This is a genomic window from Bradyrhizobium sp. 164 (genome assembly GCF_023073715.1).
In the GTDB taxonomy this organism is placed as follows: domain Bacteria; phylum Pseudomonadota; class Alphaproteobacteria; order Rhizobiales; family Xanthobacteraceae; genus Bradyrhizobium.
On sequence record NZ_JADPKA010000035.1, the window covers coordinates 1 to 21,875 of the forward strand.

General features: G+C 59.3%; 20 protein-coding genes and 3 pseudogenes. 11 read left to right on the plus strand and 12 right to left on the minus strand.

The window, feature by feature from the left end:
- Positions 1 to 81: 81 nt before the first annotated feature.
- Positions 82 to 336 (minus strand): annotated as a pseudogene (locus IVB01_RS14250) (transposase); the annotation flags it as partial.
- A 112-nt stretch (positions 337 to 448) separates the two neighbouring features.
- Here IVB01_RS14250 and IVB01_RS14255 point away from each other — a divergent pair.
- The 3 genes and pseudogenes from IVB01_RS14255 to gmd all read left to right on the plus strand — a co-directional run bounded on the left by IVB01_RS14255 (position 449) and on the right by gmd (position 2,703).
- Positions 449 to 667: a hypothetical protein gene (locus IVB01_RS14255; protein WP_247277318.1), complete on the plus strand. Its 219-nt coding sequence runs from the start codon at positions 449 to 451 to the stop codon at positions 665 to 667.
- Positions 668 to 838: 171 nt separating this feature from the next.
- Positions 839 to 1,396 carry a transglutaminase-like cysteine peptidase gene (locus IVB01_RS14260; RefSeq protein WP_247277319.1) on the plus strand — a complete coding sequence of 186 codons (558 nt, stop codon included), beginning with the start codon at positions 839 to 841 and terminating at the stop codon, positions 1,394 to 1,396.
- A gap of 210 nt (positions 1,397 to 1,606) precedes the next feature.
- Positions 1,607 to 2,703: pseudogene (gmd, locus tag IVB01_RS14265) on the plus strand (GDP-mannose 4,6-dehydratase).
- A gap of 572 nt (positions 2,704 to 3,275) precedes the next feature.
- Here gmd and IVB01_RS14270 read toward each other — a convergent pair.
- Positions 3,276 to 3,659, minus strand: coding sequence for a methyltransferase domain-containing protein (locus IVB01_RS14270; RefSeq protein WP_247277320.1), 384 nt, complete (start codon positions 3,657 to 3,659; stop codon positions 3,276 to 3,278).
- 304 nt (positions 3,660 to 3,963) lie between these two features.
- Here IVB01_RS14270 and IVB01_RS14275 point away from each other — a divergent pair, with 304 nt between their 5' ends.
- The 3 genes from IVB01_RS14275 to IVB01_RS14285 all read left to right on the plus strand — a co-directional run bounded on the left by IVB01_RS14275 (position 3,964) and on the right by IVB01_RS14285 (position 6,872).
- Positions 3,964 to 4,143 carry a hypothetical protein gene (locus IVB01_RS14275; protein ID WP_247277321.1) on the plus strand — a complete coding sequence of 60 codons (180 nt, stop codon included), beginning with the start codon at positions 3,964 to 3,966 and terminating at the stop codon, positions 4,141 to 4,143.
- 12 nt (positions 4,144 to 4,155) lie between these two features.
- Positions 4,156 to 4,692, plus strand: a complete 537-nt coding sequence (locus tag IVB01_RS14280; protein WP_346015529.1) for an FkbM family methyltransferase — start codon at positions 4,156 to 4,158, stop codon at positions 4,690 to 4,692.
- Positions 4,693 to 4,856: 164 nt separating this feature from the next.
- Positions 4,857 to 6,872, plus strand: a complete 2,016-nt coding sequence (locus IVB01_RS14285; protein ID WP_247277323.1) for an acyltransferase family protein — start codon at positions 4,857 to 4,859, stop codon at positions 6,870 to 6,872.
- A 93-nt stretch (positions 6,873 to 6,965) separates the two neighbouring features.
- Here IVB01_RS14285 and IVB01_RS14290 read toward each other — a convergent pair whose 3' ends face one another.
- The 6 genes and pseudogenes from IVB01_RS14290 to IVB01_RS14310 all read right to left on the minus strand — a co-directional run bounded on the left by IVB01_RS14290 (position 6,966) and on the right by IVB01_RS14310 (position 12,739).
- A complete protein-coding gene (locus tag IVB01_RS14290; RefSeq protein ID WP_253075152.1) occupies positions 6,966 to 8,054 on the minus strand; it encodes a WcaI family glycosyltransferase in 1,089 nt (362 codons plus the stop codon).
- The gene (locus tag IVB01_RS35340) at positions 7,973 to 8,311 is read right to left on the minus strand and encodes a glycosyltransferase (protein WP_253075151.1); all 339 of its coding nucleotides are present in this window, start codon (positions 8,309 to 8,311) and stop codon (positions 7,973 to 7,975) included. Before IVB01_RS35340 ends, IVB01_RS14290 begins: the two co-directional genes overlap by 82 nt.
- A gap of 60 nt (positions 8,312 to 8,371) precedes the next feature.
- Positions 8,372 to 9,344, minus strand: a pseudogene (locus tag IVB01_RS14295) (GDP-L-fucose synthase).
- 766 nt (positions 9,345 to 10,110) lie between these two features.
- Entirely contained in the window at positions 10,111 to 10,767 is a 657-nt protein-coding gene (locus IVB01_RS14300; RefSeq protein WP_256464603.1) for an ABC transporter substrate-binding protein, read from the minus strand.
- Positions 10,768 to 10,791: 24 nt separating this feature from the next.
- A complete protein-coding gene (locus IVB01_RS14305; protein WP_247459386.1) occupies positions 10,792 to 11,370 on the minus strand; it encodes a hypothetical protein in 579 nt (192 codons plus the stop codon).
- A gap of 166 nt (positions 11,371 to 11,536) precedes the next feature.
- On the minus strand, positions 11,537 to 12,739 hold the full coding sequence (locus IVB01_RS14310) for a polysaccharide biosynthesis/export family protein (protein WP_247277326.1): 1,203 nt from the start codon (positions 12,737 to 12,739) through the stop codon (positions 11,537 to 11,539).
- A 919-nt stretch (positions 12,740 to 13,658) separates the two neighbouring features.
- Here IVB01_RS14310 and IVB01_RS14315 point away from each other — a divergent pair.
- Both IVB01_RS14315 and IVB01_RS14320 read left to right on the plus strand, forming a co-directional pair.
- A complete protein-coding gene (locus IVB01_RS14315; RefSeq protein WP_247277327.1) occupies positions 13,659 to 13,934 on the plus strand; it encodes a hypothetical protein in 276 nt (91 codons plus the stop codon).
- A gap of 505 nt (positions 13,935 to 14,439) precedes the next feature.
- A complete protein-coding gene (locus tag IVB01_RS14320) occupies positions 14,440 to 15,348 on the plus strand; it encodes a hypothetical protein (RefSeq protein ID WP_247277328.1) in 909 nt (302 codons plus the stop codon).
- Between the two features lie 12 nt (positions 15,349 to 15,360).
- On the opposite strand, the gene IVB01_RS14325 is transcribed toward IVB01_RS14320, so the two are convergent.
- Entirely contained in the window at positions 15,361 to 15,987 is a 627-nt protein-coding gene (locus IVB01_RS14325) for a transglutaminase-like cysteine peptidase (protein WP_247277329.1), read from the minus strand.
- Between the two features lie 193 nt (positions 15,988 to 16,180).
- Between IVB01_RS14325 and IVB01_RS14330 the strand changes: the two genes are divergently transcribed.
- Together IVB01_RS14330 and IVB01_RS14335 are read left to right on the plus strand one after the other, a co-directional pair.
- Positions 16,181 to 16,918 carry a metallophosphoesterase family protein gene (locus tag IVB01_RS14330; protein WP_247450378.1) on the plus strand — a complete coding sequence of 246 codons (738 nt, stop codon included), beginning with the start codon at positions 16,181 to 16,183 and terminating at the stop codon, positions 16,916 to 16,918.
- 128 nt (positions 16,919 to 17,046) lie between these two features.
- Positions 17,047 to 17,640 carry a hypothetical protein gene (locus tag IVB01_RS14335; RefSeq protein ID WP_247450376.1) on the plus strand — a complete coding sequence of 198 codons (594 nt, stop codon included), beginning with the start codon at positions 17,047 to 17,049 and terminating at the stop codon, positions 17,638 to 17,640.
- A 48-nt stretch (positions 17,641 to 17,688) separates the two neighbouring features.
- Here the strand turns inward: IVB01_RS14335 and IVB01_RS14340 are convergent, their stop codons facing one another.
- The gene (locus tag IVB01_RS14340) at positions 17,689 to 18,024 is read right to left on the minus strand and encodes a hypothetical protein (RefSeq protein WP_247277333.1); all 336 of its coding nucleotides are present in this window, start codon (positions 18,022 to 18,024) and stop codon (positions 17,689 to 17,691) included.
- A 2,187-nt stretch (positions 18,025 to 20,211) separates the two neighbouring features.
- Complete coding sequence (locus IVB01_RS14345; protein ID WP_247277334.1) at positions 20,212 to 20,388, minus strand: hypothetical protein; 177 nt, start codon at positions 20,386 to 20,388, stop codon at positions 20,212 to 20,214.
- A gap of 384 nt (positions 20,389 to 20,772) precedes the next feature.
- Here IVB01_RS14345 and IVB01_RS14350 point away from each other — a divergent pair, with 384 nt between their 5' ends.
- A complete protein-coding gene (locus IVB01_RS14350) occupies positions 20,773 to 21,309 on the plus strand; it encodes a hypothetical protein (protein WP_247494621.1) in 537 nt (178 codons plus the stop codon).
- Positions 21,310 to 21,320: 11 nt separating this feature from the next.
- Here IVB01_RS14350 and IVB01_RS14355 read toward each other — a convergent pair whose 3' ends face one another.
- Positions 21,321 to 21,599, minus strand: a complete 279-nt coding sequence (locus IVB01_RS14355) for a hypothetical protein (protein ID WP_247277336.1) — start codon at positions 21,597 to 21,599, stop codon at positions 21,321 to 21,323.
- Between the last annotated feature and the right edge of the window lie 276 nt (positions 21,600 to 21,875).

Here is a 21,875-nt window from a genome sequence, read left to right on the forward strand (position 1 = left end):
GACGGCCGCTACCCTCCTAGCCAAGAAGATAGCACAAGGCTGTTTCTACCCCGCGCAGGCGCGCCACAACGCTGGACAGTTTTTTAGGATATCCCGCTCAGCCTTCAACTTGGCGACCTCACGGCGCAACCGCTCGATCTCCTGCTGCTCCGGTTTCATCTGCCCCTGGCCGGGAAAGGCCTGCACCGGATCGGAGCCGAACTCTTTCACCCATTTGCGCAGAACGTTCTCATGAACGTCCAGGTCGCGACCGGCTTGCGCCACCGATACCCCACGTTCCCTGACCAGCTTGACCGCCTCGACCTTGAACTCGCGACTGAACTTCCGTCTCTTCATCGCCCACCTCCGGCTTCATGAAACACCTAATCCTGGTGTCCATCAAACCGGCAGCAGCTCAGTTTAAATGGATTTACTTTGCTTGATTAATATTTAAACTAAGGGGATTCTGATGGTTAAATTGATTGTCGCTGTCGCTTTCATAATGAGTGTAACGGCCGCTCAAGCGCAGCAAGGCACCGCACCCAAGGCCGCGCCAAACCAAGCAAAACTCGAAAAATGCAGGCAGCTTGCAAAAGAACGCGGCTTTGGTTCCGGAATGGAGAACGCCAAAGGCGGTAACAACATGCGGTCTTTCGTAGTGGCCTGCATGCAAGGGAAGCAAAGCTAGACGCTCTGAATCTCGCTGTGTACTGGAGTCAGCTCAATCCGCGAGCCTATATCCATCTGCGAAACAGCGACGCTTCACATTTAGGCATCGATTGCCTCACGTTTGTCATGGCGTTTTCGCTTCGGCAGCGCAAGATAGAAGCGCTCATATAACTGGCTGCAGGCCGACGCGATGATCAGACAAGCTGTCCGCATGCTGGCTACGATGTATTGCGTTTGCACCCAACCAGCCCATTCAAGTATCGAGACCCTGGAGGTCGTGCCTCCCCTTTCCTTCCCGCTGATCTGCATCCAGTATCCTGAAGAATCTCAGGAACAACCCGACCGACGGATAACGAACTTCCAATCTCGAGGGCAGCGCTGGCGGGAGCTCAACCAAATCAACTCGACCGTCATTGTGCCAAAGAAACAGGTGGCCAGTCAGCTTGATCACGACTGGCAGATCTTTCCTTTTGATGGAAACTGCAGCGACTATGCCGTCACAAAACGCCATTTGCTGCTTCGCGCCGGCTGGCCAAGTTCATCGCTTCTTCTCGCGGAGGTGATCATCCGCGCAAGCGGAGAACATCATCTTGTCCTGCTTGCACGAGAAGGAAGGAGTGTCTTCGTTCTCGACAATCTGAGCACGATCGTCATCGAACTGAACGAAGCCTTGGACAAGTACGTTCTTGTGCGCACAGAGTCGGATCGGGCTCCCCGGCGCTGGGTGCGCACGCTTGCGGCGTTTTAATGGCGGGGCTCGGCTCTCGATCTCAGCGGCTGCGTTTGCGGGTTGCGCTCTCAGTCGCCGAAGATGTGTGGCCGCTTGGGGCCAAGCCCCGACCCAAAGCCATCCTCCTCGGGCCGTTAACATTAGCAGGTAAACAGCCCAAGATTGCTGAGCGTTCGCTAGCAACGAGGCAAGCTTTTGGGTAAGAACATCTGCCAAATTAGACGAGATTTGCATGACCAAAAAAAGCGAGCACTAATCACGGGCGTTACGGGGCAGGACGGCGCCTATCTCGCTGAATGGCTTCTTGCGAAAGGCTATGAAGTCCACGGCATCAAGCGGCGAACCTCGCTGTTCAACACCGATCGCATCGACCACCTCTATCTCGATCCGCACGAGCCCGACCCGCCGTTTCGGCTCCACTACGGCGACCTGACGGACTCCTCCAGCCTCATCAGGATTGTCGGCCAGGTGCAGCCAGACGAGATCTACAATCTCGCTGCCCAGAGCCATGTGGCCGTTTCATTTGAGGAACCCGAATACACGGCCAACTCCGACGGCCTGGGCACTCTGCGGATTCTCGAAGCTATGCGGATCATCGGCTTGGAGAAGAAGGCGCGCTTCTACCAGGCCTCGACGTCCGAACTCTATGGGTTGGTCCAGGAGATCCCTCAGAAAGAAACCACGCCTTTCTATCCGCGCTCACCGTACGCGGTTGCTAAACTTTACGCCTACTGGATTACAGTGAACTATCGCGAAGCCTATGGGATGTATGCTTGCAACGGCATCCTGTTCAATCACGAGTCTCCCGTCCGGGGCGAGACGTTCGTGACCCGCAAAATAACCAGGGCGCTAGCGCGACTCCATTTGGGATTGCAGGAACGCTTATACCTCGGAAACCTCGATGCGCTGCGCGACTGGGGCCACGCCCGCGACTATGTGGAAATGCAGTGGCTGATGCTGCAGCAGGAGACGCGGACGATTTCGTCATCGCCACCGGCGTGCAGCACTCGGTGAGAGAATTCGTGGACGTGGCAGCCAGCGAAGTTGGAATGCGTATCCGCTGGGAAGGCACGGGAGTGGACGAAAAGGGATACGATACCAAAACTGGGAAGTGCATTGTCTCTGTGGATCCACGGTATTTCCGCCCGACCGAAGTCGCCACCCTTCTAGGTGACCCCACCAAGGCAAAACAGAAGCTCGGCTGGGAGCCAAAAACTTCATTCGAGAGCCTGGTTGGGGAGATGATGAAGGAAGATGTTGAATCGGCGAAGCGGGACGAACTGATCAAGCAGCACGGCTTCCGCTACTTCGCGCGACACGAATAGCCTGTCGGTAGGTCGTCATCGCGATTGATGAGAAGCAAGTAAGCGCTCTCGCGGCGCTTACTGTTGGCTGCTTTTGCCCAAGCGACGTCATCGCGGTGTCATCCCTCTTTAGGCAAGCGAACCGCATCTTCCACCGGCAGTGGGGCATGAGGCGTTAGAGACCGGACCGACGTCTCGCTGCTCTTGCCAAGACCCCAAGGTTTCCAAGGAGATGTCTTGCCGCTATCGCCGCACTCTTGCCTTCGGTGACTTCCTGGAGCTTATACTCAAAGTAGTCGGGCAAGACGCGATCCAGATCGAAGGGGTTGGTTAGCGACGAATAACCTTCGGGGCAACAATCGCCGCGACAAAAAACGAGAAGGTTCTGTCGATACCAGGGCCGAATTCGGCTGTCGTCATATATTTGCGGTCGGACGCAATCGAAGGCGCTGTAACCATGGCCGCTGAAACGTTCTGCCCAGTAGGATGGCCACTGCTCCTTCAGGTGGTTTCTGCCGCCTTGCCCTTTGACTGCAGCAGAGAACAGTACGATTGGTGCAGCGGCCACGAGCGCGGAAACGAACTCGTTCGCGCTACTCTCGGGCAAATGCTCGGCCACCTCTAACGAATACGCCAAATCGAATTTCGGTGATGGATCGAAGGTCCATGGATTTGAACCTTTCCGACGGAATTTTGAGTTGATCACGAGGCACATAGTCGCCGTCAATTCCGAGATAATCGCTCACACCGTTCGTAGCGAATTCGTTCAGCCAGGCGCCGACACCGCAGCCGACGTCAACGACCGAATTGACTTTGAAAATTCGAAGTACCAGTGGGACGATCACCGACGCAGGTTTGAAAGACCCGCCTGACTGCTCCTTGAAGAACTGCGCACCGTAATGCCATATCGAACACCCAACCCTCCGGACAACCAAGGCTGCGCCATGTCGGCGCATAACGTCAAGCCCGTCACTCATTGGAGTTTGCAGCAAAAATTTGACCTGTGCGATCGAGTTCCGCACTGCAACATTTGTGGTACACGACCTCGGCTCGCAGATCGCCCTCTCAACTTCGCGCGCTGCAATGACGCGGGCTCTATCGCGGCAATACTGCCGGAAAAGGCCTTCCTTCTTTCTTCAATTGATCTTTCACCGACTTTGAAGCACGTGGGCAACATCGCGTACTTCGTTGAATGCGTCGCCGCTTTGCCGCCATTGTTTCCAACGGAACACTGGCGTGCTTAGCACAGAGCGGGTTGACCTCCCCTCATGTGGAGGTCAAATGGCCGGGTGGGCTGTTCAGGCGACAAGCACAGGCGAACTCATTATGCTCACGGCGCCGCTACGCTTTGCCGGCCGATTGCGCCGCTACATTTCCCGCCGCCTTTACGGCGATCCCGACTCCTATCTTGAATTATGTTCCGGCGTGATTCATGTCGGGGCAAATGACCTCTATGCCTGACACAAGCTCAAGGTGGCGTGGATAGAACCTGTCCCGGAGCAATTTGAAATGCTTCGACAAAACATCCGTTCGCTGCCTGACCAGCGGGCAATCAACGCGTTGATCGCCGATACTGATGGCAAGCCCTATACTTTCCATGTCTCCAACAATGATGGCCTGTCATCGTCCATTCTTGATTTGCATGACCACAAGGACATTTGGCCGGATGTGCACTTCGTCCGCGACATAACGATTCGTTCTTCGACGTTGAAAACGGCTCTTGAAATGTGGCAGGTCGATCCCGGGCAATACAATGCTCTCGTGTTGGACACCCAGGGCTCGGAGTTGCTGGTTCTGCGGGGTGCGCAAGAAATCTTGCGGCAATTCAGATTCATCAAGGCCGAAGCGGCGGACTTCGAGTCATACCGGAATTGTGCGACCGTTGATCAAATACGCTCGTATCTGAAAGCTTTTGGCTTTCAGGTGAGACGCGAGGACCGGTTTGCGAAACGTGCATCTGGTAGCGCCTACTTCGACATTGTTCGAACGCGTCTGAGGCTGAGGTCATGACGCCAACCTGCCGGCTTTGGTCCGAGCGGATATTATCTGCTGATTACTTCTCCGCGCCTGGCGGGTCAGGCCCGACTTCTCCTTCGCGCATCCGCCGACACTAGCCCCTGCCTCGCCGCCGCCCCACGAACAGCCGAAAACGGACAAACTCCGGAACGAAATGCGTGGTACTGATTGTTCGCGCGTTTCTAGATGCAATGTGCACAGCAATAGACATGCAGCCCGTATCGCGAGCGGCGACCCATTTCAGAGCTGATGTCGAGGGGCTGAGGGCGATCGCAGTTCTATCGGTGGTCGCCTTTCATTACGGAGTTCCGGGCTTAACCGGCGGATTTGTCGGTGTAGACGTGTTCTTCGTCATATCCGGCTTCCTGATCACGCAACTTCTGCTTCGGGAGATAGCCGCGACCGGGAAAGTCGATTTGCTTAGCTTCTATGGTCGCAGGGCTAAGAGACTCTTGCCTGCCGCCTTGGCGGTCACGCTAGCGACCTTGATGATTGGATACTTCGTGTTGGCGCCGTTTGAGCAGAAGGAGATGGCCAAGTCGGCCGTAGCTTCAGCGCTGTATGCCGCCAATGTTTGGCTCCTCCGCCAATCCATGAACTATTTCGCCCCCGAAAGTTCGCTCAATCCCTTCCTTCATACGTGGTCGCTTTCAGTCGAGGAACAATTTTACTTGGTCTGGCCCGCGTTTGTCCTCATTGTCGGTCGTTCCAGCCAAAAGATCATCCTGCTAGCTTTGCTGATCGTAGTGTTCGGATCGTTCGCTGGCTGCATCTACCTGACCTACGGCAAGCAAGCTTGGGCGTTCTATCTCGCGCCCCCTCGGGCGTGGGAGTTTGGAGCAGGAGCTCTGATCGCAACAAGACCCTTCGAGCGCTGGGCAAAGCAGCCAGGCTCGAGTTCAATCGTTGGATGGTTGTCATTCGCACTTCTCATCCTGTCATTCTTTGTTATCGACGGCTTCATGGCGTTCCCGGGAGTCGTTGCCGTTGTTCCGGTGGCAGCTACGGCACTGCTGCTGCTCACGGGGAACAATCCTGCTGGACCGTCGGCTTTGCTCAGGACGCATCCGTTTCAGTTCTTCGGTGCCCGGTCCTACGCCATTTACCTCTGGCATTGGCCGATTGCAGTTCTTGGTACGGTAGTTGTTGGCGGTACTGCACTGGCCCATTGCCTTTTCTTCGTGATGACAGTCGTTCTCTCCTCGCTCAGCCTCGCCTGGCTCGAATACCCCATCAGAGCTAGTCACTGGCTGGCACAACGATCTGTACGATCAATTGCCATAGGCGGTGCCGTTACGTTAACCGCCACAGTTGCCGGCATCCTTTCGTTCGCCATTGCGCAGTACGTCACGAATGCCGCGCAAGCGAAGATAGTTGCCTCAACCTCCAAGTATTCACTTGCGAGCGAGAGTGGTTGTCTGGCTGGGTTCACCACACAAAGTCCCATCCGCTGCGTGTTCGGCCCATCCAACTATACAAAGACAATTGTGCTGTTGGGAGATTCTCACGCCGATCAATGGACGACCGCGCTTACAGCCATTGCCGAACAGAGAGGATGGCGGCTTATCACTTATCTTAGGGCCTCCTGTCCTATCGCTGATATTCCCGTTTCCGAGGTCTACAGTTTGCGACTTCGTCGGCTTTCGCCCCAGTGCGCGAGCTGGCGCGAGCAGGCAATCGCGATGATAAAAACTCAAGATAGCCCGGACGCGATACTGTTGGCGCAGTTTTCGAGCGGAAACGTCAAGGGACCATTCACCAATCTGGGACCTCACGCAGTGAGCATTGAGACCTGGGAGCGTGGATTATTTGGAGCGCTCAAGGAACTCGAACCGGTCAACGCCAAGCTCATTGTGATCCGCGACAATCCCACTCCTTACCACCCGGTCGGCAATTGTCTTGCTCGGGCGGAATGGCGGCGCTTACCATTTAGCACCTGCAGTCGCAGTCTTTCGCTCACTACAAGCAACGAAGTGTTCGAAGCAGAGCAACGTGCCGTCTCGTCTGTCAACCACGCGCGCATGATCGACCTAACATCGTCGATCTGCACAGGCTTGGTATGTCCGGCCATTCGCGACGGCGTCGTTGTCTATAGAGACGCGAACCATCTCACAGTCGATTTCACACTAGTGCTTATGGATCGTCTCGCCGCAGAACTAACAGCCGCCCTCTGAGGAAGATCCTGTCGGTCAAGCATCGCAGCGAGCGAGATTCGGGTATGAGCGCTCATCGCGGCGCTTACTTCAGGCTAGTCTCGGTCGACAAAGCTATCGCAGCGCAGCTGGTTGAGGCCAGGGCCCCTCATGGCACAGGAACCGCATCCTCCACCGGCAATGCAACGTTGTCGTTAGCGCCTGCCGAGCCGCTTTCCTCTTTCCCAGTTGAGTTGGGCTCGCCTGCAATGCTTCCGCCCACCGCCGAACGATGGTCCGCCGATCCCATCGCTCGAGGGCGCGCTTTCGTCCTTCATCGCCGTAACGCCGGCGGAGTGCGGGCGACTCACTGAGCTGGCAGACCGCAACTTCCAGAGCGGACAAATCTCCCGGCGGAATCACGAGACCGGCGCCGGTCACTTCCGCCGCCAGCCCCGTACCTTCTTCGGCCATCGCTATGACCGGCCGCGCGGACGCGAAGATCGCACCAAGTTTCGAGGGCAACACCAGATCGGCCGCCTCGGCCTTCTGCGGAATGAGATGAAAATCGGCCGTCGCCATCAATTCGTTGAAGCTCTCGTTGGGCTGAAGTCCAAAAAAATGGACGTTGGAATGTCCGGCGCCCATCTGCTCGAGTCTCGCTTTGTGCGGCCCCTCGCCGGTGAGAATAAAGTGAACATTTGGATGGCTTTGCTCCAAGCTGACCGCAGCCTCTATTACGAGATCGAGCCCCTGCTTATTCGACATCGTTCCAGAGTAGAGCGCAATAATATCGCCCTCGCCAAGGTTTAGCTGCCGGCGGTATTTTGTCATTCGTGATCCGGGGCAGACCGCGCTGGTATCAATCCAGTTTCTGACCTCAAGCGCTTTGTTGGGCGCTAGCCCCTTGATTACCAGGCGCAGCAGCATCGCCTCAGAAATAGTTGAGACGCGATCGAAGGATTTGAGGATTGCAGCTTCCGTTCTCAACATCCACTTGCGTAGTGAATGGTTGCGCAGGAGACCAAGATCATAGGCCGCGTCCACCTCGAAGTCCTGCACATGAAGCCATGATTTGGCACCGACGCGACGAGCGACGAACGAGACGAAGGCAGCCGACATCAGCGATGGCGCGACAGCGATCATAACGTCTGGTCGCCAGCATAGCGCCTCGAAGAGGACCGGCCCCGCGCTCGTGAGCGCGAACGAACCGTGAGGGACCAGCCGTTTAAACTAGCGCCGGAGGGATGTCCGGGCACGTAAATCGGCGCACGTGTTACTCGAACGCCGTTGACATCTCTCGATCTGAAGTACGACGAGTTGAACGCCGGGGGGATCTTCCAGGCCGGATAATAGGGAGGCGCCGTAATGACTTTGACTTCATGACCTTCGGCAGCCAAACTTTCGCAGAGTTCGGCGTTGTATTTCGCCACGCCGATCAGATCTGGGGCATAGTTGATGCCGACCAAGAGAACACGCATTAAGCCCCGCCCAAGTCAAAGTTCAGAATAAAAAGCTTTGTTGTAGTCTAAGTAGTCTACTCAGCGCGTTGCGCTGACTTCCAGATGACGTCCGTAGCCTTCCAAGAAATCTGCGTATGCGGCCGCGAGACCGGCCTGCAAAGCGACGTTCGGTCGCCAACCAAGCTCTCGAATTCTCGAACTATCCAGCAGCTTGCGGGGCGTTCCGTCAGGCTTGGAGGTATCGAACGCGAGCTTGCCTCGATAGCCCACGACTTCCGCTACGGCCGCCGCAAAGTCTGCGATCGATAACTCATCACCACTACCGACGTTTATCGGCAGGTCGCTCGAATAATTCTTCAGAAGGAAACGCAGGCATCGGCGAAATCATCGACGTTGAGAAACTCGCGAAGTGGCGTACCGGTGCCCCATACGGAGACGCTTGGCGCATTGGCGATCTTGGCTTCGTGGAAGCGCCGGATCAGCGCTGCAGGGACGTGACTATGGTCCGGATGATAATTGTCGCCGCGGCCGTAGAGATTGGTCGGCATCACCGAGATGAAATCATCGCCATACTGCCGACGATATGCCTGGCACATCTTGAGGCCGGCAATCTTGGCGATCGCATACCACTCGTTGGTCGGCTCAAGCGGTCCCGTCAGCAATTCGCTTTCGGCGATCGGCTGCTTGGCGTGCTTGGGATAGATACAGGATGAGCCGAGGAACAACAGGCGCTGCACGCCAACCGTGTGACTTGCGCGGATGACGTTCAACTCCACGGCAAGATTGTCGCAGAGAAAGTCGACCGGGAAACTGTTGTTGGCTGCGATACCGCCGACCTTTGCAGCGGCGTGCACCACAACGTCGGGACGATTGGCCTCGAGCCATCTGAGCGTGGGCTCTTCTTTCGTGAGGTCCAGCTCACGCCGATGGGCAACCAGCAGGGTACAATTCTCTGATGCAAGCCTTCGGACGAAGCTGATCCGACCATGCCGCGGTAACCCGCGACAAAGACACGTTTGCCCGTAAGATCGTAGGTTGAAGCCCCTGTCATCGTATCCTCTAGCAGCGGTCGATTGGCCGGATCACCACTCTCAGGAGATCCAGCCACCGCCGCCTTACGCAATCACGCTGCCGATGCAGCCCCGCCGTCAGGTAACACAATCTTCACCATGCGAAAGCCTATCCCGGCCCGACAAAGATATTCATGGTGAACCTGCGCTGCGCGCACAAAAGAGCAGCACTCTCCGAAACAAAAATGAGCAAGGCAGCCACATGAGCTGTGCGGCTGCCTTTAAATCTTTGAAAGAAACGGCGGCCGCCGCTCCTTCAGCCCAAGCTCAATATGCCCGACGTAGGACAGGACCGACAGGCGCGCAAACGCGGTCCATGTACCAGCCATAAGGCGTCTCGACCCGCACCAAGGGGCAACGGCGCACCGGCACATAGCGGTATGGGTACGGCTGCGCCCAGAACGTAACAGGCGTCGCCTGGCTATCGCCCGTGAGCAGGGCTGCCGGTGCGGGCATCTGCATCGCGGCGCTTGCTCCGCTCGCTGCGCCGAGGGAAACAATCGCGGCCAAAAGACCTGCTCGCATCAACGTCTTAAACATCCCAAAAAGCTCCTCGCCCCTACGGATTTGATCCCCGCCCCGCGCCCGCCAGACCCCGCCAACCGACTTCACGGGTCGTAAACCACTCCGCGACTAGCCCAAATAGTGAACCGAACTTTACCAAGGCCATCGGTAGAAATGCAACCGATGCCACGGTGGCCCAAGGCCGTTTGGGTCGATATGGCGCACAGGTGTGGCTTCTTGGTCCTACTTTTCCTCGCTCCAGGCACCCGGGGCAGCGAGGTCGGGTGAACGGCGGTACACATCCCGAAGGAACTGGTAGTTGACCGTCTGAGCCAGTGGCACGTCTTCCTCGCCGAGCTTGGCGAAAATGAGAATATCCCGGAGCGTCCGCCAGCGGCTTTCGTCGTAATCGCCAATACGACCGCCCGTCGGCAACACCAACGGCCGCTGCTGCTGCAGCTCGAATTTCAGCCGCTGAGGGCTCAGCCTGGCCGGGCCGGCGCCGGCGAGAACGGGCACGCTCCGTGCATAGTCCGCATAGGCAAATTGCCATCCTCGAATGAGACCCTGAAGGGCGTCGGCGATCACGGACGGCTGGTCATGGACGAGATCATTGCTCGCGAAGTAGACCTGGCCTGGGACATGGATGCCGTAGTCTTGCGGCTTGATGACATTCAGCTTCACGAAAGTCGCACTGGAGGGATCGGGTTGCTTGTCGATTGCGGTGATGATCGCATCCACCTCTCCGGCCCTCAGAGCCTCGAAGCTATCGCGGTCGGGCACCTTGGTGATCTGGCTTCGGGGAAGCCCGAGCTGCGCCATCATCGCATCAAACACGACGTCTCCCTCACTCGCCCTGCGGTATCCGACCCGCTTTCCGACGGGAGGCCAAAGGCGCATCGTTCTGGGAAAGCTTTGCTAGCTTTAGAGGAAACAATCGATCGGATAGATCTTCACATCAACGTTGAGGCGGCTATTCCGGCTCTGCGCCCGAAAGGCGTAGAATAGCCCAAGATTGTCACGCCCCGGATCGAGTTTTATTCCAGGGGTTAATTCATCGGGCGGGACCGGGACGCCTATATGCCGGCTGACGGCGGAAATCTCGATCCGTCCCTCCCCTTCACCAAAATGGCCGCCGAGCTGGGTCACGGTGACCTTGGGCAGGCCCCGCCGCTGATGGCAGACCTCCTCCTCCCATAGCTTGGTCTGCTGGACCAGCGGTTTGCGCGAGCTGTCTGGGACAACGATATCCGGGAACGACGGGCGCAGCATCCCGAAGAACCTGCTCTCCTTGGAGTTCGCCGACAGCCGGACAGTGAACGAAAGCTCCCCCTTAGCCCCGCGAAGGCGCGACAACATCGGCGCATCAGGTTCGGCGGAGACCATCACGTCGATGCGATGGCGAACGCCGAGCTCCCCTGCAGCAAGGACCTTCCCGACCGGTGCAAGCCCGACGGCAGCAGCGACGAGAGCCAGAAGATGCCAGAATGCTCGAAAGCGCATGAAACCCCCTGCAACACTGCGGGGTGACCTATCGGCGCGCCGCGCTCAGTGGCGCCTTGATCCAAATCCCGAACTCGTAGCCGCAGCAGAACCGCTTCGATTGCTAAACGAAATGGCACCGGGACAAGGCCCCGGTGCCATCGCTTTGGTCGATCAAGTCGGCGTCTTACGGCGCCAACTTGACGTTGTTGCGGAAGATCAGCGCATTGTTCGAGAGATTCACGGCATCATTGCCGGTCGCCATGATCACGCGCAGGTAGTTCAGGAACTTGGCAACTTCGACGTTGCGCGAGTTCGAGACGTAGATGATGTCGCCATTCTTCATCATGACCTTGGTGGCGAGGAAGAAGCCACCGGGATCGCGGAAGTTCACGTTGAAGATGACCGGGACCGTCTCTGACGTGTACTTGCTGACATCGATGCCGAGCTGAGCTGCAACCTCGCGCGGCTCGCGGCGATAGAGATACACGGCAGCCGGATCGGCTTGGCCATCCAAAAGACCACCGGCCTTGCCGACGGCTTCGCCGAGGTTGATGCGCCAGGCATCGAAGTTGAACTCCCCGCTCTGGCCGCTGGCACCGAACGCCAGGAACTTCTGCTGCTCGCGATAGACATAGATGCTGTCGTCGGGCCGAACATAGATATTGTTCTCAGGCGCCATCACGAGATTCTCGAACGGCACGGTCGCCCGGCGTCCGCCGCGCTCCAGCATGACCCAGGTCTCGAAGCCCTGGCCCCTGATGCCGCCGGCGCGGGTGATCGCGTCAAGCACGCGATCCTTCGCACCCGCCGCGCTCGCCGGAAAACGGACGGGCGTGTTGACTTCACCCAGCACGCTGATGAGCTGGGTACGCTGCGACGACATCGCGACGACAACCTGCGGCTCGATCGCGCGATTGGAGATCTTCTCCACGATAGCCCGCTGGATTTGCACCGCCGTAAGGCCGGCCGCCTTGACCTGGCCGGCATAAGGCACGGTAATGAACCCGTCATTGTCGACGGATTGATCAGGAATCGTTACGAAGTTACCCGGACGGACGCCGGCTTCCGCCGGGATGAACAGACCGCCTGCAGCGGCTTCGAAGATGGTAACGCTGACGATGTCGCCGACGCCGAACACGATGCTGGCCGGCGGCCGCTTGTCCGTGAAGGCGCCCGCGAGTCCCTTGGGCTCATGGGTGTGCAGGATCTTCACCGTGGCCGGATTGAGTGGCACCAACTCGTAAGCCGGCGCGTTTTCAGTCTGGATCTTGTTGTTAACGTCGTCCGTCAGCGGACCGGAGCCGGGATTGGTCGAACACGCCCCCAGCGCTAGAGCGGCCGCCAGAAATGCCGGCTTCAATACATAAGTCTTGGCAATAGATGACATGAATCGCGCCCGAGTCCCCAAGTGACATAAATTGGTACGGCCTAGGGGGCGGTGCGACAAGGGCTCCGGGTGGTTAACGGAGCGATCGGTCGGCTAGTGTTGCGTGCGGGACACTCTTTGGGGCTTGGTTTAACCCTTTGTGACTATTTGTTGTATTTCGTGTGCCCGTCGGCGAGCAAACCGCCCAAGTCGAGGGCTCGATGTGTCGAGCGTAAGGCTTCTTGACCTCGCGGCGGTCTGCTAAGGCTGGGCCATTGAGAGGAGGAATCCCCATGTCCGGTCTTCTTCTGATCCCGCTGTTTGGCAGGGTTCCCTCCTTGGCGCCGCCGATCGCCCACGGGGCACTGCCGCCCCATGTCCTGGCAGCGTGGGGCTCTCCTGCCACGGCGCACCGGTTGTTGCGGTGGCCACCCCTGCCCCTGCTTCCGTCTGGAAATTCACCCGGACACAAGGAGCGAAGGACGGCGAGAGCTTCGCCGCGATCATGAAGACCGCGGACACGATCCAGTCGATCCGGACTTCGCCGGCTTGACCGTCCGGTGTGCGCCGAAGGGCAAGATCGACGTGCTGGTGGCCTTGATCCGGCCCTTCCCGCCCCGGAGCCACCCCGAGGTGACCATTGCCGCGAGCGGCGGTTGCACCCTGACCTTGACGCCAGCATGGCCGCCGCGGGGCCGCCGTGCTGTTGCCTGGCGAGGTCCCCTCCTTTGCCACCGGGAAATGGCAGACGACGCCCTCGCTGTCCGTGGTCGTGCGGGAAGGCGACAGCGAGATCAAAGGTACGGTGGCTCTCAATGGGCTGCGGGAGGCGTATCATTCCCTGCTGGCAAATTGCAGCCAATAGGCCAAATTTAGCCTTACAACTTAAGGGTCTTTTTAGGGGGAAAACCTAGGGTCCGGAGCACGGAGAGTGTTTCGGATGACCGCGTTTTTGATTTTCAGCTTTCTCGTTGGTGCCGTGCTGGGCCAACGCTTTCGAGTCTTGGTGCTGCTGCCGTTGAGCTTCGTCCTGATGCTCGCCGCCGTCCCGGTCGGCTTGATGCTCGATCTCAGCGTGATCGAGAGCCTGAAAGGCGCGGTGATCGCAGCGATCGCCCTGCAGGGCGGCTATCTCTTTGGTTCGGGGGCTCGCTTTGGCCTTGCTGCCGCTCGCGCCGGCCGCGTCTTCGCTCGCCCGGTCAAGGCCACCCGCTGATCGCGCCAATCATCGCTGAGACGAAGCCGCGCGCGCGATCGGTCATGTCTTAGGTGTTCGTCCGAAGCAGGCCTCTGTTTGAAAACCCACCGCCCGCTAGTATGGTGGCCTGACCGTTTCAGGATTCCCTTCGAGCGCGCCGTTTGTCCCTCGCTTATTTTGCCCTCATCGTTTCCATCGTTTCCGCTTCCGCTCTCGAAATCACCGGCGCCAAGTTCGGTGCGCAGCTCGGGACGATGGCCGCAGCGCTAAGCTTGCTGGCAGCTGCCTCGAGCACGCGAAAGGCCGACTATGAGCACTATGTTCGCGCGACCTCCTGGGGCCGCTGGATCCTGATCGCCATTCCGCTGTGCATCGCGGCTCAACTCGCCCCGCTTCCGCTGGGCTGGGCGCACCCGATCTGGGCCAGCGCTCACGACGTCCTGGGTGGCCGGTCGCTCGGGCCCGTCACCGCCGATGTCGGCTTGACGGTGAATTCGCTGGTGTTGGCGGTGCGGCGATCTCGTTGCTCGGCGTCACCATCCCGGTGGTCCGTAGCCGCAGCCGTGCCGAACTGGTTCTCTTTGTGCTAAGCGGAGTAACGGCGGTCGCCGCCTTGATTTTGGATCTGCATCGGCTCTCGCCGGCGCTTGCTGCAGCCGTGCCCCATGACCTCACGATGACTTTGGCGGGCCTCGGTCTCATGCTCAATCTGGCGGTCATGCAGCTCGCGGCTGAACGGGCCGAAACCCGTCACTCGGTCCTTCGCTCGGTCGCGATCGGCCTGTGCGGCCTTGTCGGGGCCCTGGCCAGCGCAGCCGCGCTCTTTGGCTTGGCGGAAACGAACAGCGCGATCGCAGCGGCCTTTGGCGTTGTGCTGATCCTGCTGATCCTCGTTATCCGCAGACTGTACCTGTCACCATTGGCCGCGAGCGCATTGTCGCTGGCAGCCCTGATCGGCGCGGCGATCGTCCTGACCTTCCTCTTCGAGAAGAGCCCCGGACCAATCCTCCTGCGGATCGTTCCGGAGATGGCGACCGAGACGAAGGCCGCGCTCGAGCGCATGTTGGCCGATACACGCTGGTTCGGCGCCGGCGCCGGGACCTTTGCGGCAGTGGGCAGGATCTATCAGAGCGACGCCGGAGCTTTTTTGGCCGCACCCTCGGCGGCCATGGCCGTCTTTGCGGGGATGGGATGGATCGGCCTGACCGCCATGATGGCGGTGAGCCTGATCGCTTTCGTCCGCCTGTTCTTCGGCGCCTTGCAGCGCGGACGCGACTCGTTCTTTCCCGCGGCGGCTGCCGCCTGTGTTCTCTTTGCGCTGGTCCAGAGCTTTGCGGGTCCCGGATTGCTGCGCCCGGCGGCAATCCTGTGTCTTTCAGTGATCGTGGGACTAGGCCTGTCGCAGAGCGTCAGCCAATCCTCATCACGATAGAACGCGGGGTGGTCAGACGGCGCGATCGCCGAGAGAGGCCCAGTAGTTCGGGTTCTTGGGCGACTGAATGCGGACCCAGCGATAGGGCTTCTTTGACCAGGGCATGATGTGGCCGGAAAGATTGTCCAGCACGAGATCGCCTGAGAAGGTGCGCACCACGACCACGAGGTGATGCTCGCCCCAGGTGGTCACGACCTCGCTCAACAGCACCGCGCGCGCCGGGAAGCCCTTGGCGATCAAATCATGGCGTTTTGTCACAGCGTAGTCGTTGCAGTCGCCGCTGGTCGGATGCAATAACCACTTCTCGCCGCGCAGCCCTTCCAGATTGGCCTCGGGACGGATCGCGCTATTGACCCGCTGGTTGACCTCTTGCATTTGCGCCATGCGCTCGGCCGTGAGCTTCAAGCGACCGCCCCTGAACACGATCTGCTGCGGCCGCGGCTTGCATTCATCCTTGTACTTCAGGCAGAACATGGTGAATGCCATCGGCGCCAGCGTGGGCTGGTCGAACTTGATGTACTGGATGGCACCGCGCAACCCCAAGGGCGCGCCGACGAAAGCCGCTTCCGCTTTCTGCTGCACCCCGGCAGCAACCACGATTGCGGCCAGAACCGCCAGGAACTTTACCACTTTGCGCATGTCGCGCTCCCCGTTCTTGTTGAGGAGACGCTACGCGAGATGTCTTGAAATACGGCTCAAAGGCCGCACGATCCTTTAATCAAAATGCGGCCCAATCGGTCGGAAACAATTAAGAATACCGATGTGTGGCTTGTTCTGCTAAGAGCGGTCACGACGTTCCGCTCGTGACGCTGGATGCGATTCGACCGACCTGATGGACCTTTCCTCACGCTTTCGAAAGAAGACCAAGCCTCGGCTTCCCGATGGCGTTCGCGTCTATGCGATCGGCGATGTGCACGGCCGCGCCGATTTGCTTCAATCGCTGTTAACTGTCATCGATGCCGACCTTGCCCGCTCGGCCCCCCAACGCGCCATTCAGGTCTTTCTCGGCGACTATGTCGACCGCGGCCCGGATTCACGCGGCGTTCTTGATCTGTTGATCGCGCGCTCGAAATCTCACGAGACAGTTTGTCTGAAGGGCAATCACGAAGTCTTCCTGCTCGAGGTGCTCAAGGATCCCGCCCGCTTGCAGGAGTGGCGCCACTATGGCGGCCTCTTGACGCTGGTTTCCTACGGCATCACGCCGACCATGAATCCGTCCGCGGAGCAGCAGGTCGAACTGATCGAGCGACTGAAACGCGCGCTCCCGCCGGAGCATTTGACCTTCCTCCAGCAATTGCGCTCGTCCTTCACCTGCGGCGACTTCTTTTTCGTCCATGCCGGCGTCAAGCCGGGCGTCGCGCTCGATCGTCAGAAGGACGAGGACCTGCTCTGGATCCGCGACGAATTCCTGAACTGCGAAGACCGCTTCGGCAAATATATCGTCCACGGTCATACGCCGGTCGGCGCGCCCGATATCCGTCCGAACCGCATCAACATCGACACCGGCGCCTACGCGACCGGAAACTTGACGCTGCTAACGATCCAAGGCGATAGTCTGCTCGCAATTTAGGCTCTGGCTGGACCTCGGTCCTCTCGTTCGCTCGCCCTCACCGGCTCGTCAATTCCATCATGAACCGCATCATCCTGCTTCGCGTCGTCGGCATCTGCACCGCAACCGCGCTGGCGCTTCACGCCGGCATGGCGTTCTACGGCGATCTCATACGGCCGAACTTTCGCGCCAGCGATTTGTTCTCGGGCGAGATCCCGCCCGACAAGGCCAAGCTGGCGGCCGCCGGCAGCCTGGCATCTTTTTCATGGGATGGCGACCTGCTGGCGAATTACGCGGCAGCGACGGCCGCTGACGTTCTTCACCGTCCGTCAACCGAAGCGGGCGGGCGGGCCAGCGAAAACAAGGCAGCTCAAGGCGCGGTCGTAGCCGCCTTGAAAGTCTCACCGATCAGGCCTGCGCTGTGGCTCACGCTCGGCACGCTGCAGGCACAGGCCGGCGAGGCGGTAACGCCCGCAGTGAAAATGTCCTACTTGACCGGTTCGGTGCCGATCGACGTTGCCTTCTCTCGCGTCCAGATTGTCACGTCGAGCGCGGCCGCGACCGATGAAGAGATCAAGCTGCTGGCGCAATCCGACATCCGGTCGGCTCTGGCCAATCGCTCTCGTTACGAGCCACTGCTGATCGCGGCCTATGTGCAGGCAACGCGGCAAGGCAAGTCGCTGCTGCTGGAGACCACGAAAGTGACCGATCCCAAATTCAACGAGATTATGCGGCGATACTGAACCTGTATGAGCTTCGTCGCCATCGCTCCTTGGGCTGCAGCGAAATTCTCAGCGCACCGATTTCGGGTTGACCGGCACAAAATCCTGATCGCGGCGCGGTTGGTCGGATCGGCCCTGGTAGACGAACATGCCCTTCTTGGTCGCGACGATGTCGCCGCGTTGCAGGCTCTCGTCGCGGAAGAGACGTTCGGTCGCGACAAGGTCCGGATCTTCCGGAATCGGCTTGTAGAGCTCCGGATGCTCCCGCCGCTCGCGCGAGACGTCCGTGGCCCGGCGCCGTGCGTCCTCGATCCGCTGCCGCCATTCCTCGCGCGAGACTTCGGGCTCGCTTGGTGGAAGATAGTCGCTGAGCGAGGGCTCCGGTTCGGTCTGAGCGAGACACAACGAGGGGCTGGCGAAACCAAGACCGAGCGCACCGGCAACAATTATGACCGCCCGAGACGGCGCCCCAAACCATTTTCCCTCGTGATCACGCCGACCTGTTCGCAACTTGATGACTCCAGGCAGAACGATAAGGACGACCATTGGCCATTTCGTTATCTTCAGCTCTTCAGTCTATACCTTTGCGAGTAGCAAGAAAGCCGGTTCGCGGGCAGACTTTCTACTTTAGTTCGCAGGGATTTCAGCACGTGGTTCGGGACGCCCGGCGGCAGGCCAGATCGAATACCCGCAACTCATCGATACTAGTATGAAGCGGACCGGTCGATCAGCGCCGGAGGTCACTTCGTCCTATGGTCGGAGCGCGAGAAGATCTTCTATGGCCTCGACCAGAAGCTCTTTCCTGACGCTAGCTACATCGACATCACGCAGGTTACGCGAGCGTAGGATTGATCACGCTGACCTATGTCGAGGTGCGGACCAGTCAGCAGCACCACTTCGGACTTTGGAAATGTCCGCTTCCGGGTCAGCGGAATGACGCTTAAGTCCAGCAACTTTCCCGCCGGTGCCGAAATGACGCCCGGAAGCCAATGAGGGAAGCGCAATGGCGCCGACAAATTCACCCTGCTGATCTCGGGCAAGAACCGTCACCATGCAGGAATATCGACAGTGGAGGCGAGGTGAATCCCCGACAGCGGCTATGACGCCTTCCTTTGAGAAAGGGGATCATTCAGAGCAGCCGAGCAAATCGGTGTCACAGGCCTGGAGCGAGTGAGTCCCTTGTGATCGACGCCTCAGTAACGCTCCATTTGGATGCTCATTGACAGGCGACAGCCGAAGGCCGGCCGATGCCTGGAAGAACACTCGAAGAACAGCTTGACCGAATTTGCCGCGAAATCGACTTGTACATAGAAGCAGACAGGTCGGAGAGATATCGCTTCGAGCGAGAGTCTCTTCTGTGGACTGCCTCAGACCGCATCGAGTGGCAAGAAACTCGAACTGGCAACACTCAACGCCTGCGCGAACTGATTGAAGAGCGTGACATTCTGCTCAAACAGCTCCGCAGCCGCGCATAGATACTAATCGAAGGAACCTATCATTTGATCGGAGGGCGCTCACCGCAAGGCAAGAGCTGAGAACGAGACCGGAACTGGCCAATGCGTCGCCATGCCCGCAATGCCGGTATCGCTGATTGGGCCTCAATGCCACCTTTGTCTGCATTCGGCTTCTCGCTTCCCAACGGCCCCTTACTGCCGACGAGGACAACCTCTTACCCGGTCCGAGCGCCTGTGAGGCTTCCTCTTGGTCTTTTGGAAAGAGCTAAGGCTCAATCTCTCCAACTGGACAACACAGGGCGAGCTTTCCGCTCCCCAGCCGAGCCGCCAACACAATTACCGCCTGCTCGACTCGCTGCCCCGAGTTCTGTTCCCGTAATAGGGCCGGGCAGAGCCGCTCGTCACGGGGGGCTCGATTCGGCTCGGAATATTTCGCGTCGCCGTGGAGGGCGACGGCTGCGGTGGGTTGACAATGATCACATTGCGATTGGGCGTCGACGGATCGTTTACGCCCTGGGCCCAGGCGGCGGCCGGCACGACAAGCGCGAATATGATCAAGACTAAGCGTTTCATGTGCGACATCTCCCGAGCAGGAACGTCAGGGAGGCGAACACCGTTCCTTCACGGTTGCTTGCCTTTACCGAGGCACGGCAATCAGCTTGCCATCCCTCCAGACGCCTTGGGCCGCCCTTCCGGCAGGAAGGCTCCCCGTCACATTTCGGACCGCGGTAGGCCGGGACGCGGCTTGGGTAGTTTGCGCCTTTTTCGTAGGCGTTGTGATGATGCTGGAACTGGTGGTGTTGGCCTGATCTTTGATCCCTTGCGCCGAAGCGGGCTGAACCAGGAGGGCCAAGAAACTGATTGCCGTCAAAACGCCGCGCATGGTCAAACACCGGAAAAGATGAGCTCGGCGAAATGTCACAGGTTTTTGCCCAAAAGCAAGCTCTTCGAGACGATCGCGCAGGACCTTTGCAGGCCGGATCATGAGCGCGATCCACCGCCGCACAGGCATGCGAATGAAAAGGCCTAGCGAAACAGCCCTATCCGGGTTAGTTGATCAGCCTTGATGACCGAGCCCGGCGACACTGCAGCCAACGCCCCGGGGGCGACCGAGATCAAGGCCGGATTTGTCCGCCTGCTATCGGGCCGGATCCGCGAAATCTCCGACGATCCCCGGCAGATGCGGGATGTCGTTTACGAGTTGGCCCGTATCAAGCTCCTGGAACAATTCACCCACGCCGACGCGCAGGAAGCGCGAGCGCTCCAGCAAGTCCTCGAACGCGCCATCGGGGAGGTCGAACGGTCCTTTGAGCAAAGCGCGACGTCCTCACCGGCAAAGACTGCCGCTGCGCCCGCGCCCAATTCTCCGCCAGTCAACCTCCCCGTTCCTCCGCCCATTCCGACGCCGCCGGCTTTGGCTTCACCGGCCGCCTTGAACGCTGCGGAGGCGCCAAGCCGTCCCGCGGCTCAGGCAACCAAACGGCGCGCGGCCTTGAACTCTCTCGTTCGATTGACCGCCATCCTCCTGCTCATTGCGGGCGCCGGGATCGCGGCTGCCTATTGGCCACGGCTGCTGCCTGAGCGCACCCCGAAAAGCTCGGAAACTCAGCCGACCGCCATCCCGACTCCCTCAATGGGAGATACCGGTGAACGGAGGCCGGAAAGCCCAAAGGAGCCGGCGCAAGCTGCGCAACCCTCGATGCCCTTGCCGACGACCTTCGGCGTTTACGCCTTGAGCGAAGGCCAGCTGCATGAGCTCAAGCCGGTGCCTGGAAAGATTCCGGACCGTCGCGTCGCGATTTCGGCAGCCATCAACACGCCGAGAGCGACCATATTGACGGACGGCGACGTCAAATTCATCGTGTTCAGGCCCGACGGGGGTGTTGACGCAAGCGGGACCGAAGTTCGGGTGGTCGCGAAAGTCTCCCGGGCGATGGGCGTCGATGCCACGGGGAAAGCCGCCATGGTCAGCGCCGGCGATTCCTGGGTCATTCGCAGCATGTCCTACCCCTACAAGGTCGGTCCGGTCGAAGACCAGCCGAGAATGCTATTGCTCCAACCGGAGCAAGACGGCTTTACGCTCGCCCCCGGCCGCTACGTCGTGGTGATCAAGGGCATGGGCTACGACTTCACGGTGGCCGGAACGGTCACTGATCCCAATCAATGCGTCGAACGCATCAATGCAACGAACGGCGCGTTCTACTCGCCCTGCCCGCCGCCCCGACGCCAGCCGTAGCCGCCTTGTTCTTATTTGGCCGGCTTGTTGTCCTTTGGCGCGTCCGCCGGCATGTCGTCGACCTTGCCGTTGTTGGCGACGCATTTTTGGAAGTATTCGCGCTTATCCTTGGCCGTTCCCTTGGTGCTCCCCGCCGCAGGGTTGCCGATTTGTCTGGGCGGAAAGGCCTTGGCCAGCGCCGCATCGCATGCGCGCGCCACCTCGGCAGTGATGGCCGAAGCCGTCGCCGGCGCGGCCAGTGTCAAAGCACCTGCCAGTCCAATCAACGTCCGCAAATTCTTGACCGGCACCTCGTCGCTCCTTCAATTCGTGGATTGCCGAACCATAGCAAAAAGGATCGCAGCACCAAACGGCAAAGCGGTGCCGAATTGTCACGCCGCCGTACCCGCTCGGCGCAGGACTATGCATGTGAGAGTGTTTCCCCTGGGGCCATCCTTCGAGACGCCCGCTTTTAGGCGGGCTCCTTCAGAGCCTGACCGAAAAAGGGTGAGCGGTTTTGGCCGGCTTGTGATTCCTTCGGATTTGCAAAGATTCGAGGGAGGACACCATGCCGTGGACCAAAACCG